The following is a 14,151-nucleotide window of genomic DNA, read 5'->3' as shown; positions in this document are numbered from 1 at the left end:
GGTTGAAGTCGACGGTGACGCCATTTTAGCTTCATCGATTGGCGATTGACAATAGGTGGGCACCGCTGGCACAGTGGCGATCAGACGGCCGCTCTGTCCCGCTACGCCTTAGCTGCGTTCCGGCAGCGCAGGTCGATATCCATGAGCACGGCCATCAATGGTGAAGGGCGGATTCGCAATGAGGCGAGCATTCCGATCGGGACAGCGAGGAGCAGCGCCCCTCGCGGCGCTGACGATCTCGGCAGCGGCTATCAGCGATGGGGCTGAGAACGGACGACGTGAGGTGACGATGAACAGATCGCTCCGAGGAGCGCTTTCAATGGTGCTCGGCCTTGTATTGGTCGCGGCGATGCTGACGTTTGCGCCGGCATCTGCGCGCGCCGCGGGCATGGACTATTACGTGAGTGATTCGATGGGCTTGGATACGAACGCGGGCAGCTCTACGAGCGCGCCGTTCAAGACCATTCAGAAAGCCGCGGACGTTGCCGTCGCCGGTGACACGGTGCACATCATGGCGGGTACTTACCCTGAGACGGTGACGCCGGCGAACAGCGGCACGGCCAGCAACCCGATCACCTTCCAGCGGTACAACGACGACGACGTCACCATCACGGGTTTGGATGAGGTCAGTTCGTCCGGTTGGCAGGTGGATTCCGGCAGCGTCTACAAGCACTCCGTCGCCGCCTCGGAGCTGGGCGTCGACAAGTCGCAAGTCTTCGTGGATGGGGTTGAGATGACGCTGGCGCAGTGGCCCAACAAGGGCAGCGCCAATGCAACGTGGACCGCAGCACCGAACGTCAATCACATGACCACGGTGTCACCCACGTGGATTGAAGGCACCACGATTCCCGGTGGCGACGATGCATGGAACGGCGGGATCGTCACCGCCTCAGCGCGTCAGAGTTGGGGATTCTATCCGTGGAAGATCACCGACTATACGCAGAGCAACCATCGAGTCACCTTCGACGGTGCCGGCCTGTCGGGAAACGAGTACGGATGGCAATTGCCGTCGGGAATGTACCCGGGCTCGGCCCACTTCGTCCTCGCGGGGGCCCGTGTCGCGATGGACGTCGAGACCGAGTACTACGTCGACAAGACGACGAACACGCTGTACCTGATCACCCCGGGCGGAGGCAGCCCCGCAGACCACACCGTCAAGATCAAGACCCGTGAGTGGGGCTTCGACCTCGGCAACGCGAACTACATCCATATTGAGAACCTCGACTTTCTCGGCGCCGGGATCCGGGCGTGGGATTCGCACGACACCGTGATCGACGATGTCGTCGTCGACAACCCCATCGTTTCGCGCCTGCATTACACGCAGAACGTTGACCTGGAGGGCTTCGCGTACAGCGGCTGGAGATTCTCCACTGACGCTGGAGTCCTTCTGGGCGGAACCAAGGGAAGCAACCACTTCGGCAAGGACAACACGCTCAAGAACAGCACGATCAAGAACGTCACCGCCGCTGCCGTCACTCTCGGCGGAGAGGGTCACAAAGTCGTGAACAACCTGATCACGGATGCCGTGATGGGTGTATGGGCGATCGGCAGTGAGTTTCTCATTAGCCACAACACCATCACCAAAATGAGAATGAACGCCCTCCATGGGTACTACAACGACACGATCGTCGAACACAATGACATCTCGCACCTGCTCCTCGACGGGCAGACCGACGATGGAGCAACGCACACGTATGCGATGGACATGGGCAATTCGGTCTGGCGGTACAACGTCATTCATGACTTTCATGCTCTGGGTGCGCTCTACGCAGACAATGCGACGATGAACCTGGGCATCCACAGAAACGTTGTGTACGACACCGGGAATGAATGGGGCATCCTCGTGAACGGCGGCTCGGAGAATGTGCAGATGTACCACAACACGCTCGTGAACCCGGGACTCGCCGGCTTCAACTGGTATGAGCGCCCCGGGTACAACAACTTCGGCGCGAACAACATCACGACGCGCAGCACATTCGCGACCACCATGGGAGGAAGCAGCAAGAGCAACAATCTGGAGAATACGGATCCGCTCTTCGTCAACGAAGCCGGGCATGATCTGCGACTTCAGAACACGTCTCCCGCAATCGATGCCGGCATGCTTCTTCCAGGAATCTCCGATGGCTACACCGGCGTCGCTCCCGATGCCGGCGCGTTCGAGAAGGATGCCGCGAGCTGGACTGCGGGACACGACTTCGCCAACCCGCCTGCCATGACCTCCACTACCGGGGTCTGGCCGCGTATGAACCTGGTCGAGAACGGCACGTTCGATGCGAGGGTCTGGGGCGGCGCCATCCAGAATCTGAGCTGGCACGATGGGTGGACGATCAGCGACAGCTCCGTGGACGTGCACAAGGCCTGGGGGGCTAGCTGGGACGCCTACACAGTGAACATGAGGTCGTCGGCCGTTCTCCAGCAAGGTGACTGGATCGAGCAGACGATCACCGGACTGTCGCCGAACACGACCTACGACGCGGGAGCGTATCTGCGACTGCACACTGCCGGCGCTGGCTCAGTCGTCAGCATGACTGTCGAGAACTTCGGCGGCCCAGCGGTTACGCCGCTCACGACCACCACCGCTTCGTGGCAGCATCCGATTCTGAAGTTCACCACGGGCCCGAGCAGCACCAGCGCGACCATCAAGGTCCTCAAGGACTCCACCACGCCGAATGCCGCCTACGTCGCCAACGTTTCGGTGGTCGAGGTGATGGGAGCGCAAGGGCCGATCGGGCACTGGAAGCTCGATGAGGCCAGCGGAACGGTCGCAGCGGACTCCTCAGGGTTCGCCGCAAACGGCACCGTGAGCGGCACGACGAGCTGGGTGTCGGGCAAGTCCGGCAACGCGCTCAGCTTGGGCAGTGCGAACAGTCACTCTGACATCGGCCTTCGCGATCTCGGAACCGCCAGTGGAATGACGTTGAGCATGTGGGTGAAGACGACTTCGACCGCAACGAACTCCTACCTGTTCGGCGGCTGGGACGGTCCTGGGGTCCAGTTCACGTTCAACACCGGCACCGCCGGCGGCGGCAAAGTCAATCTGTATCATTCCTCGTTCGGGCGAGTGAACTCCACGACCAGCGTGAACGACGGCAGCTGGCATCTGGTGACGTGGCGCTACGTGAAGAACGGCACGTTCAAGATCTACGTCGATGGCACGGAAGAGGCCACGGCGAACGTCACAACGCCCATCAACTGGGACGACTGGTACTGGATCATCGGTGCGGAAGGATCTTCGAAGTCCAACGGCTTCATCGGTTCGATCGACGACGTGCGACTGTATGACCGTGCCCTCGCCCCGGCCGAGATACAGAACCTGTACTCCGCCGCGGTGAACCTCGCTCAGGGCAAGACGGCGACCCAGTCGTCGACGTACGGTGGCGCTGCGGCATCCCGAGCGGTGGACGGGGTCACCAACGGCGACTACTTCGCCGGCTCGGTCACTTCGACCGGGCTCAGTGCTGGCGCGTGGTGGCAGGTGGACCTGGGTCAGTCCCGAGACATCGGTGGCATCGAAGTCTGGAACCGCACCGACGGCGTTCCTGAAAGACTGTCCGACTATTGGGTGTTCGTCTCGCCAGTTCCCTTCACCCCCAACCTCACTGCCGCGCAGCGCGTGACCGAGGGGGTGGCCACCGGGTACCACCAGACAGTTCAGGCCGGTAGCCCCACGACGATTCCCACTGACGTCAACGGTAGGTATGTGATGGTGCAGCTCTCCGGCACCAACTACCTCAGCCTTGCGGAGTTGAGGGTGCTTCCCGCAGCAAACCTCGCTCAGGGCAGGACGGCGACCCAGTCGTCGACATACAGCGGGGCCGCGGCATCCAGAGCGGTGGACGGGAACACCAACGGCAACTATTTCGCCGGCTCGGTGACTTCGACCGGACAGGAGGCGAATGCGTGGTGGTCTGTGGACCTGGGCAAGACCCGGAACATCGGCGATGTCCAGGTGTGGAACCGCACCGACGGCGTACCTGAGAGACTGTCCGACTACTGGGTCTTCGTGTCCTCGGTCCCGTTCACCCCGAATATCACGGCCGCCCAGCGTGTCACCGAAGGGGTAGCCACGGGATTCCATCAGACCGCTCAGGCGGGGAGCCCGACAATCGTCCCCGCCGACCTCAGCGGGCGATACGTGATGGTTCAGCTCACTGGCACCAACTACCTCAGCCTCGCCGAGGTGAAAGTGCTTCCCAACCTGGATTGACCAGCACAGAGGCGCGGCGCGGGCTCGTCCGCGCCGCGCCGCGCCTCTCGCGTCGACGGTTCGCCGGCGATGCGTTCGTTCGGTCGCTGATGATCGTGACGAAGGCCGGCGCGCGTGGCGGCTGCTCGGCTAGTCCAGGACCGCCGGGGCAGTGTCACCGGTGGAGGCGATCCCGAGCGTGCGAGCCCCGAGATGCTTGGGCGCGGCCGCAGGGGTCCCGGTGACCGGCGCGAAAGCCACGCCTGAAACGGGGAAGGCCGTCCGCTCGATGACCACGCTGCCGGCGGCCGTCAACGGGACCGACAGAGTGGCAGCGGTCGACGCCGAGGCCACGACCGCCCCGGTACGACCGTCGATGGCCCGGAACTGTGCACCGGGCCAGGGATTGGCGATCACCACCATCTCGTTGCCGGCGTCGACCGTCTGAGCAGCCTCGATGCCGACGTACTGCACGACACCGTTCCGCACCTGCACGCTGACCTTGTGGCCACCCAAGACGTGCACCGAGCCATCGACGTCCCAGCCGGCCGGCCAAGCGGGCAACACTTTGAGCACACGCCGGGGTGGCAGCAGATCACCAGCTGCGTCGAGTTGCGGGGCCCCCTTGTCGTAGTACGAAACCAAGGCCTCCTGCAGGCCGGAGCTGACGACCGCACCGAACTCGCTGTAGAAGGTCGGGCTCTCAGCGGGCTCTGCCTCGTAGTAGCTGTACCCGTTCGAGTAGTGCTGGAATGCGATGGCGCCGTTGACCAGGGCATCCCGCACGTCGTCGGCCAAACCAAGTCGTGCGGCCTGGGTTGCCTCCATGGACCAGTCGTATCCCAAGGGGTACACCCGGCGCCGGAAGGTGGTCTTGGCCAGTGCGGAATCGTCGCCGAAGAGCCCCCATGGCCAGATGGGTTCCAAGTCGGGGTTCTGCGCGTTCTTTGAAGGTTCGTCCGTTCCCGCCCACGCGATCACGGTGTCGGTTCCCCGAACCTCGGTGCGGAAGTCGGCGATCTGGGGAACGGCTGCCCTCAGGTCTGCGGCCAGGTCCTCGTCGCCCCGGGCCTTGGCCAGGGAGGCGACGAGGGGGAAGAGGCGCTTCATAGCCGCGAGGTCGGTTGCGGGATCGTCGACATCCCACTGGTTCTCGAGTGCGTTGGCGTGGGTGAGATGACGGAGGCCCTGAGCGTTCACGGGGTCGAGCCGGGTCAGGTAGAAACGACAGACGTCGGCCAGGAACTCATATGACTCCTGGTCGAGCGGTTCGTGGGTGTACTCGGAGCGGAGCCACATGTTGTAGGCGACCTCGGGGCCTGAGGACAGGATCCGGGTCGTGTACGACATCTCCGGGTCGGCAGGCGTCTTGCAAGCCTCTGACGTGCTGTCTTCGCCGTACAGCGAAAGCCCGGTGCCGTTGAATCTCATCGTCTCGGGGATGCAGACGCCCGCCATCCCTGGCATCCACCGGGCGGTCTCCGCCTTCCGGAAAGCATGGTTGCTCTTGTACAGGTTGAAGTACGGGGCGTTGAAGTCGGAGAGGTTGGCGCCGAAGTTCTGCGCGACCTGCTGGCGCATATTGAAGTGCCAGTAATGGGAGCCGAACCAGAGCACACGGTCCCTGAACGCCGAGAGCATGTTCGCGACGCCTCCGTGAGTAGCGGGCAGGGTGCCTCGCTCGGTCGCGGCGGTGGTGTAGAGCGAGAGCGTGCGGAGGTTCTCGAGGTACTCTCCCTCACCGCTGTTCGACGTCATCTTGATCATCGCGGTCCGGTCCCACAGCGCATGCCACCAGTCGAGGTGGCTGTCAGCCAGATCCTCCGCCGTCGCGCCGACCACCGCGGCGGCCGACGCGGCCGGCAGCGTCTTCGTGCCGTCGTAGGCGGGCGCGCCGACGACGACGCGGAAGGTTCCATCGGTGCGAGGCCGCACGGTCAACTGGACACTGCTTTCGTCCACGGCCGCTGCCGTCACCGACGCGCCGAACGCTGTCAGCGCCGCCATCCATCCGAAGGTCCGACCGGACTGGTCGTTGCGGTAGGGGCTGGGGTCGTTGCCGACCGTATCGACCCACGACTCACTCAGGGCGCCCACCGTTCCCGACGCGTATGTCACTGGAGTGCGGCCGGGCCACAGGTTCAACTCGATCGTCTGGTCGACGTCTGGCGCCACCCCGGTCACGTCGATGATCAATTGGTCGGAGTCGGCCCGCACGTAGGTGGTGGCCGTGACGCCGGCGCCGGTCTGCACGAACTGGCCGTCGTACAGGCGCAGTCGCCCGGCGTAGTCGTCGGCCGACGTCATGACTGCGAGGCCTGGAATGACCAGCTGACCCGGCGACTTCAGCTCCGGAAAGGTGTCGCCTCGATTGAGCTGAGCGGTGAGCCCGCGATCGGCCCATACGGCCACGCCCAATGTTCCGTTGCCCAGAGGGACCGCGTGAGTGTCGAGCAGAGGCGGCCTGTGGTAGACGAGATCTGAGCGCGAGACGACATTGCCGGCGCCCACGTCGAATCTGCCGGTGATGAAGTTCCACGCCCTGGTCGCGTCGTCGGTCATTGAGGTAGTCCACTTCCCGTTCGGCGGGTCGAACCCGCGACTTCATCTCCGGCGTCGGCCGGCATCGGGTGCAGCCGGATCGTGGTCGCCCCCGGGCCCTCCCGACCATCGGCGCCGATGGCGACTACCCGATACGTGATCTGCTCGGCCGCCGCGACAACCACACCAGAATCGATGACCCCGGTGCCCGAAATGCCGGTGGCGACCGGCTCGTACGTCGGCGAGTCGCCCACTGCGCGGTAGACCGAGTAGGAGGTCGCGGTGGGGCTGGCCGGCCAACTGAGTCGGACCGACGCGGGCAGGTTCTCGACCACCGTGAGGTTCTTGGGAGCGGCGACCTTGGCGTGCGGGGGTATCGCGGTGATCACGTACGTCGTGCCGGCCGTGGTCGGGAAGCTGATCTGGTCGCCGTTCAACTGCGTGGTGTATGCGACATGAGCGCCGGCCGCGGTCTCCACGATCGCTCGTCCGATGTTGGGGTAGCGCACCTGCGCGGTGCCTCCCGACCTGGAAGTCACTTCGAGCCAGCTCGCCTGACCGTTCGCCCATGCGGCTGAGACCTCGAAGTTGCCGCGGGCGGTGAGCCCTTCGTAGCGGCCGGCGCTCCATTCGACGGGGATCGCCGGCAGGGGGGCGATCGCGGCATCGTGGCTTTGCAGCAGCATCTCTGCGATGCCTGCGGTAGCGCCGAAATTGGCGTCGATCGTGAACAGCTTCTCGTCGACGAGTTTCCAGCTGCTGGAGAACAGGTTGTCCATCACGAATGTTCTGAGCCACCAGTTGAGCTCGCCGTATGCCTGCTCCGGCTCCCCGGCGCGAGCGAACTGATTCATCCGCTCCGCGGCAGTGAACCCCACCGTGCTGGTCCCGCGTCGGGCGAGGGACACCTTGACCGCGTCCTGCCAGGCTGGCGTCGTCGAGTTGATCACTTGGCCGGGGTTATGGCCCAGAAGATGAGAAGCGTGCCGGTGGTTGGGTTCGGCGACCAGATCGCCGTAGTACTCCTCCTCACGGAACTCCTTGATCTGCCCTGACTTGCCGATCTTGATCGGGTCGAGCAGCGGCAACTGAGTCGCGATCTTGGCCAGCACGGCATCAGACGGCTTGCCGAGGATGTGGGCAGCCGCGAGGGTGTTGCGGTGGTTCTCGTAAGTCATCTGCTGGTCGAACGTCGCACCCTTGGTGATCAGGTACGAATCCGTACCGGCTCTGTGGTGCTCCGGGGAGGCGGACGGGCTGAGCAGCAGCTTCCCGTCGACGGTCTCGACCATCCGGGAGAGGAAGTTCGAAGCCCCGTGCAGCATCGGGTAGACGTCGCTCTCCAATGCCGCCTGATCCCTGGTGAAGTCGTAGTAGTCCCAGAACATCTGGGCCGTCCAGGCGGCCGTGCCGAATCCTGAGTGCGTCGGCACACCCGTCCCCGCGTGCCACCCCGAACCGGTGTAGGGGTACGAACTGGTCCCGAAGGCCCAGCCGTTGTCGCCGTCGGGGTCGGCTTGCGCGGGGTGGTAGCGGGTGACGTATTCGGTGCCGTACTGCTTCTGACGCGGCAGATAGACCCTGGCGTAATCGACGTAGGACAGGAACAGCTCGGCCAGGTTGGTGTTCATGGCCGGCCAGTAGTTCATCTGCTGGTTGATGTTGTGCCAGTATCCCGACGTCCACGGCGGATCCTGGAAGACGTTCCAGACTCCCTGCAAGTGCGGCGGCAGCGCGCCCGTGCGGGATGAGGAGATGAGCAGATAGCGACCGTAGGCGAATGCCAGTTCCTCCAGATAGCGGTCGGTCTGTCCGTCCCGGTACTGGCCGATGAGAGCGTCCGTGGTCACGGTGGGCTCGAGGCCGCCCAGATCGATCCGGGCGCGGTCGAACAGTTCGCGATAGTCATCCCGGTGCGTGGCCAGGAGCGCCGAGTACGTCTTCTGCGCGGCTGCAGCGATGTATTGAGTGACCTTCGCATGTGGGTGCGCGAATCCGGCCAGCTTGTCCAAGCGATTCTCTGCGGAGTTCACCTGGGGGTCGAACCGATAGTTGGTGCCGACTGCGACGATGATGACCGCGCTGTCGGCGTTCGACACCGTGACGGTGCCGTTGTCGTCGTCATCATCGTTGCTCGAATGCAGGCTTCCGCCGGTGGGAATGACCTTGAACTGACCTTCGAACTGGATGCCGTAGTAGTGCATGAGCCCGTTGAGGGTGATGGTGTCACCCAGGGCTTTGACCGTGCCGCTCTTGCCTCGGTCGTCATCTTCGGCGAACCGATGAGTGGTCCTGTAGGGGATCGTGGGCCGAAGCGTGAAGGACAGGGCACCTGCCTGCGAGGCGCTCAGCCGGATCACGAGCACCTTGTCGGGGTAGCTGGTGAAGTACTCCCGGGTGTAGTCGACCCCGGAATGGGTGTACGTCACTGTGGACAGGGCGTCGTTCAGCGACAGCTCGCGGGTGTAGTTCGTCACATTGTCGTGGTCGAAGTCGAGGAACACCTCCGCGAAGTTGTTCAGCCCGCCCCTCAAGCTGGTGTCGGGCAGGTCGAGCAGGCTGTTCTCTGTGATCTGGAGGCGCTCCTTGGTCGCGATGCCGAAGACGTTGACGCCCATGTACCCGTTGCCGAGCGGCAGTGACCTGGTCGTCCATCCTTCATCGGAGTCCGGCGCCGCCTCGTCATACCAGAGGCGCAGAGTCTTGTTGATCATCTTGGCAGTCGCTTGCGACTCGAGCTCCACGAGCGTTGCGCGTCCCTTCTTGGACAGAGGAGATGGATCGTCTCGCCTAGGGTACAAGATAATCACTAATCGATATTGACGAAGTGAGCCGTGTTGGCGACGACGGCGAATAGGTCATCATCGGATTGCCTTGCGCGCAGGTGAAAACGCCATCATTCCCTCCGCAGCCCGTTCAAAGCGGCGCCGCCACGCGTCAGATCGCGGACTCAGCGGCTGCGGCGGCGCCGATCACGCCGGCGGCGTCACCGCTTCGGGCGAACTGCAGGATGCTGTCAGTGAGCCAGCGCCGCGACGAGAGGCGTTCGGCATACATCCTCGCGACGATTCCACGCCGGGCGATCACACCTCCGCCGAGTATGACCCGTGTCGGAGCGACGACTGCCGCGACCGAGTTGAGTCCGTCCGCGAAGGCCTCGGCGCTCTGCCACACCGCGTCGCGCGCTTCGGTATCCCCTTGCTCGGCGAGTGAGATCAACGCGGCGATGCCTCGACCCGGATACAGACGATCGGCGGCACGCTGGAGCGCGGCGCCGCTTGAGTAGAGTTCGAGGCATCCGCGTGAGCCGCACGGACACTGCGGGCCGTTCCTGTCGACTGTGAGGTGTCCGATCTCGCCGGCGTGGCCTCGCCCCTGCACGAGTCCGCCGTCGACGATCAGTGCGCCGCCGATCCCGGTGCCGACGGTCGCTACGAGGGTCACGCCCGTCGGCGGTGGCCCTCCGTCCTGGGGTCGGGACTCGGCGAGACCGACGGCTTGAGCGTCATTGATGACGCGAACGGGTCGGGCGACGGCATCCTGCACCACGGTTCTGATGTCGACCGGGGGGAGCGCGCTGTTCGCGGACTCCACCAGGCGGCCTTCCGTCACCACGCCCGCGACGGCGATGCCGATCGCCTCAGTGTCTGGCGCGAGCGCGGCGCAGAGTTCGAGCAGCAGGCCGAGCCGTGATCGTGGATCACGAGGGAGCTCGATCCTTCGCAATCCCGTCAGGTGGGCGCCCTCGACGAGTACGGCACCGCGGAGATGTGTGCCGCCGATGTCAATGCCGACGGTCCGTCGGTCGCTCATGATCGGCTCGGTCGGTCGTGGCAGGCGGCGAGCTTCGACGCGCCCGGCCGATCGAGGACGAACGTCACATCTCGATGGAGTTGGAGCGTCGAGGCAGGGCAGTCGTCCGAGACGGGACCGTCTATCGCGCGCGCGACCGCCTCGGCCTTGGTGGCGCCGAGAGCGACGAGGACGATGGCGTCGGCGTCGAGGATCGTGCGGATGCCCTGCGTGATCGCCATCTGCGCGTCATCGTGCGCGCTGTGGAAGACTCGCGCACTTGCGCGGCGGGCGGGTTCGGCGAGCCGTACGCGCCGGGTTCGCGAGTCGAAGGGCGACCCCGGTTCGTTGAACCCGATGTGACCGTTCTCTCCGATACCGAGCAGCTGCACCGCGATCCCCCCGCTGGCCTGGATCGCCGCCTCGAAGCGATCCGCAGCGGCGTCCGGGTCGCCTGCTGTTCCGTCGGGAACATGAACGCGCGCGGGGTCGAGTCCACGACGGGCGGTCACATCCCGCCGGACCACTTCGGCGTAAGACTCCGGGTGGCCGTGCGCGAGCCCGACGTACTCGTCAAGAGCGAACGCTGTCACGTTCCCGGACGCCAGTTCCGCGGTCCCAAAGCGGCGTAGACGGGGCTCGGGCTGCTCCGGGTCGCGACCCCGATCACCGCTGTCGGGTCCGCAGCGATGGCGCGGGCGAACGGCTCGGCCGCCGCGGCTCCGAGGGCGCGCATGTCGTCGAAGACGCGGATGACGGGCATCACCGTCACGCGATTCTCGTCAGGTCGTCGATGACGATGGGATGCCGCGGGGGCAGGCACGCGCCGATGCGTTTGGCCTCCGCGATCGCCGTGGCCGCAAGGCGCTGGAGCTCGGTGCCGAGCGATCCCGCGATGTGCGGCGTGAGGAACACGTTCGGCAGGTCGTAGAGGCGGTCACCGGGGGCGGGGATCCAGGGGTCGGTGACGTCGAGGATCGCATAGATGTCGCCCGTCGCGAGGCGGTCGGTCAACGCGCGCTGATCGACGAGGCTCCCGCGCGCGGTATTGATCAGCGTGGCGCCCGGCTTGATCAGCCCGATTCTGCGCCGATCGATGAGGTGATGCGTCTGCGAGAGCGCAGGCGCGTGAAGGGAGATCACATCGCTGCTCGCGATCAGTTCATCGAGCTCGGAGCGCTTCACCCCGAGGGCGACGGCCTCGGCGGCGGTCAGGAACGGATCCGCGACCTCGATCTCGAGATCGAACGGCCGGAGCAGCTCGATGACCCGCCGTCCGATGGTCGACGCTCCGACGAGTCCCACTCGCTTGCCGTAGTTGCCCGTGTCAGCCTCGAGATCGGCGTCGAGGTCGAATCGATGAGTGCGGGTGAGCAGCCGCGAGCTGTCGAGCACGCGCTTGTTCGCGAGCAGGATCATCGCGAGCGTGTACTCGGCGACGGGGACGGCGTTCGCGGTGGTGGCCGAGCTGACGACGATGCCGCGGCGCCAGACCGCGTCGGTGAGGTGCTGCTTTACCGAGCCTCCGGCGTGCACGATTGCACGCAGGGCGGGAGCGGCGTCGAGCACCTCCTCGTCGATCTCGGCGCAGCCCCAGCTCGTGATGAGCACTTCGACGTCGGCGAGGACAGCGCGCGCCTGTGCGGAGTCGAATGCCTCGAGAGGAGGGCTCACGAGGAGCTCGACCTCCGGTGCGAGTCGCGCTCGTTCCGAGGCGGGGAAGATCTTCGCGGCGACGCCGGGCGCCATGGCCAGGGCCGCGCGGACGGGCGGCGTCACTTCACAGCGCCTTCGGTCATGCCGGCACGCCAGTACCGCTGGAGCAGGACGAACGCGATGATGAGCGGGATGATCGAGAGGAGTGAGCCGGTGATGACGAGCGGGGCGAACTCCGTGTTCGACCGGGTGTAGCTCTGCCACAGAGACATCCCCAACGAAACCGGGAAGATCCGTTCGGAGGTGAGCATCACGAGCGGGAGCATGTAGTTGTTCCAGACGGCGACGAACTGGAACAGAGCGATCGTGATGAAGCCCGGCATGATCATCGGCAGCCCGACGGAGAAGAAGGATCGGATGGGTCCTGCACCGTCGACTCGGGCTGCTTCGAGCGTCTCATCCGGAATGTAGCCCTGGCTGTAGATCCGGGCGAGGTAGACGCTGAACGGGTTGCAGAGCGCCGGGAGCAGGATCGCCCACATCGTGTTGGTGAGTCCGAGAGGAGCGAACAGCATGTACAGGGGCAGCACGATCGCCGTGTTGGGAATGAGGACGCCGACGAGGACGAATGCGAAGAGCATGTTCCGGCCCCGGAACCGGAACTTGTCGAACGCGTAGCCCGCGGCCACCGCGATCATCCCGCCCACGATCGCGCCGACTGAGGCGTAGAGGACACTGTTGGCCATCCATCGGAAGAAGATTCCGTCGTTCTGCGCCGCGACGTCGGCGATGTTGGCGAAGAGGTTGAACTCTGCCATGTCGAAGATATTCGTGCTGTAGAGCTGCTCGACGTTCTTGGTCGAGGCGAAAAACAGCCACGTGACCGGGAAGACCATGTAGATGGTGCCGATCACGAGGAAGGCGTTCACGACGGCGCGGCTGCCGACGGACGCGCCGGTCCGCGCAGATCCGTACTTCAGGCTGACCGGGGGCCGCTGCGGCGCGGTCACCTTGGAGGCGCGACGGGTTGTCATGGACGGAGCGACCGCGGTCATGCCGTGGCTCCCTTCGAGTTGAGCCGCGTGATGAAGAACGACACCACTCCGGCTAGCGCGGCGATGATGATCGATGCGGCGGCCGCCTGATTGAGATCGAGCCGGTTGAACGCGGCGTCATAGGCCCACATGTTGGGCACGTACGTCGGGGTGATGGCGCTCGAGGCTGTCGACAGGATCGCGGGTTGGGTGAACAACTGCAGCGATCCGATGCTCGTGAAGAGGAGGATGACGCCGAGGGCCGGCGCGACGAGCGGAAGCTTGATCGCGATCGCCGTCCGCACCCCTCCGGCGCCGTCGACGCGAGCCGCCTCGAGGACCTCGCGGGGAACCGCCTGCAGCGCTGTGTAGATGATGATGACGTTGAAGCCGGTCCACTCCCACACCGCGATGTTCACGATCGCAGGCAAGACCAGCTCCGCGGAAAAGAAGTCGATGCTGATTCCGCCCGACTCGAGCGCGCGCACGATCGGGCTTACGCCCGGCGTGTAGAGATAGGTCCAGATCAGTGCGGCGATCACTCCCGGCACTGCGTGCGGCAGGAACAGCAGTAGCTGGAATGTCCGCTTGAGCAGAGCGGCTGTGGAGTCGAGGAGCAGCGCGAGTATCAGCGCACCGCCGATCATCGCGGGGATGTATAGGACGATATAGATCGCGAGCCGGCCGAAGCCGGCGAGGAAGCTCTGCGACGACAGCACTTCCACGAAATTCTCGAGGCCCACGAAGATCGTCTCAGGGCTCGCGCCGAACCCGAGTCCGGACTTCTTGGTTGCGAACAGGCTCAGGATGACCGAGTAGATCAGCGGAGCGATCATGGTGAACAGGAACAGGGCGAAGAACGGGACGAGGAAGATCGCCGCTGTCCGTCCGCCGGTGCCGCCTTGGCGTGAGCGGGGCTTCCCTCGGTGCAGAGGCTTCATG

9 protein-coding genes are annotated in these 14,151 nt (G+C 64.8%); 1 reads left to right on the top strand and 8 read right to left on the bottom strand.

What is annotated here, in order from left to right; translation table 11 throughout:
- Positions 1-319 precede the first annotated feature (319 nt).
- On the top strand, positions 320-4,207 hold the full coding sequence (locus tag EER34_RS02515) for a galactose-binding domain-containing protein (RefSeq protein WP_164743423.1): 3,888 nt from the start codon (positions 320-322) through the stop codon (positions 4,205-4,207).
- 129 nt (positions 4,208-4,336) lie between these two features.
- Here the strand turns inward: EER34_RS02515 and EER34_RS02510 are convergent, their stop codons facing one another.
- The 8 genes from EER34_RS02510 to EER34_RS02480 all read right to left on the bottom strand — a co-directional run bounded on the left by EER34_RS02510 (position 4,337) and on the right by EER34_RS02480 (position 14,150).
- Entirely contained in the window at positions 4,337-6,748 is a 2,412-nt protein-coding gene (locus tag EER34_RS02510) for a hypothetical protein (RefSeq protein ID WP_127472994.1), read from the bottom strand.
- The gene (locus EER34_RS02505) at positions 6,745-9,471 is read right to left on the bottom strand and encodes a glycoside hydrolase family 95 protein (RefSeq protein ID WP_127472993.1); all 2,727 of its coding nucleotides are present in this window, start codon (positions 9,469-9,471) and stop codon (positions 6,745-6,747) included. The genes EER34_RS02510 and EER34_RS02505 overlap by 4 nt, the downstream gene beginning before the upstream one ends.
- 193 nt (positions 9,472-9,664) lie before the next feature.
- The gene (locus EER34_RS02500) at positions 9,665-10,540 is read right to left on the bottom strand and encodes an ROK family protein (RefSeq protein ID WP_127472992.1); all 876 of its coding nucleotides are present in this window, start codon (positions 10,538-10,540) and stop codon (positions 9,665-9,667) included.
- Positions 10,537-11,112 carry a glucosamine-6-phosphate deaminase gene (locus EER34_RS02495; protein WP_240642080.1) on the bottom strand — a complete coding sequence of 192 codons (576 nt, stop codon included), beginning with the start codon at positions 11,110-11,112 and terminating at the stop codon, positions 10,537-10,539. Before EER34_RS02495 ends, EER34_RS02500 begins: the two co-directional genes overlap by 4 nt.
- Positions 11,109-11,291: a hypothetical protein gene (locus tag EER34_RS17695; RefSeq protein ID WP_240642079.1), complete on the bottom strand. Its 183-nt coding sequence runs from the start codon at positions 11,289-11,291 to the stop codon at positions 11,109-11,111. Before EER34_RS17695 ends, EER34_RS02495 begins: the two co-directional genes overlap by 4 nt.
- Positions 11,288-12,298, bottom strand: a complete 1,011-nt coding sequence (locus EER34_RS02490; protein WP_240642078.1) for a hydroxyacid dehydrogenase — start codon at positions 12,296-12,298, stop codon at positions 11,288-11,290. Before EER34_RS02490 ends, EER34_RS17695 begins: the two co-directional genes overlap by 4 nt.
- Positions 12,295-13,209 (bottom strand): carbohydrate ABC transporter permease, encoded by a 915-nt coding sequence (locus EER34_RS02485; RefSeq protein WP_127472991.1) that lies wholly within the window; start codon positions 13,207-13,209, stop codon positions 12,295-12,297. Before EER34_RS02485 ends, EER34_RS02490 begins: the two co-directional genes overlap by 4 nt.
- 17 nt (positions 13,210-13,226) lie before the next feature.
- Positions 13,227-14,150: a carbohydrate ABC transporter permease gene (locus tag EER34_RS02480; RefSeq protein WP_127472990.1), complete on the bottom strand. Its 924-nt coding sequence runs from the start codon at positions 14,148-14,150 to the stop codon at positions 13,227-13,229.
- Between the last annotated feature and the right edge of the window lies 1 nt (position 14,151).

The sequence above is a fragment of the Microbacterium sulfonylureivorans genome (genome assembly GCF_003999995.1).
GTDB classification, from domain to species: domain Bacteria; phylum Actinomycetota; class Actinomycetes; order Actinomycetales; family Microbacteriaceae; genus Microbacterium; species Microbacterium sulfonylureivorans.
Note: the sequence above shows the minus strand (reverse complement) of the source record. Positions and strands in the feature narration are given on the sequence as shown.

What these genes read in the sequence shown, in the direction of transcription:
- EER34_RS02485 (WP_127472991.1), bottom strand. Translation starts at nt 13,209, where the DNA reads ATGACAACCCGTCGCGCCTCCAAGGTGACCGCGCCGCAGCGGCCCCCG.
- EER34_RS02510 (WP_127472994.1), bottom strand. Translation starts at nt 6,748, where the DNA reads ATGACCGACGACGCGACCAGGGCGTGGAACTTCATCACCGGCAGATTC.
- EER34_RS02515 (WP_164743423.1), top strand. Translation starts at nt 320, where the DNA reads ATGGTGCTCGGCCTTGTATTGGTCGCGGCGATGCTGACGTTTGCGCCG.
- EER34_RS02500 (WP_127472992.1), bottom strand. Translation starts at nt 10,540, where the DNA reads ATGAGCGACCGACGGACCGTCGGCATTGACATCGGCGGCACACATCTC.
- EER34_RS02480 (WP_127472990.1), bottom strand. Translation starts at nt 14,150, where the DNA reads ATGAAGCCTCTGCACCGAGGGAAGCCCCGCTCACGCCAAGGCGGCACC.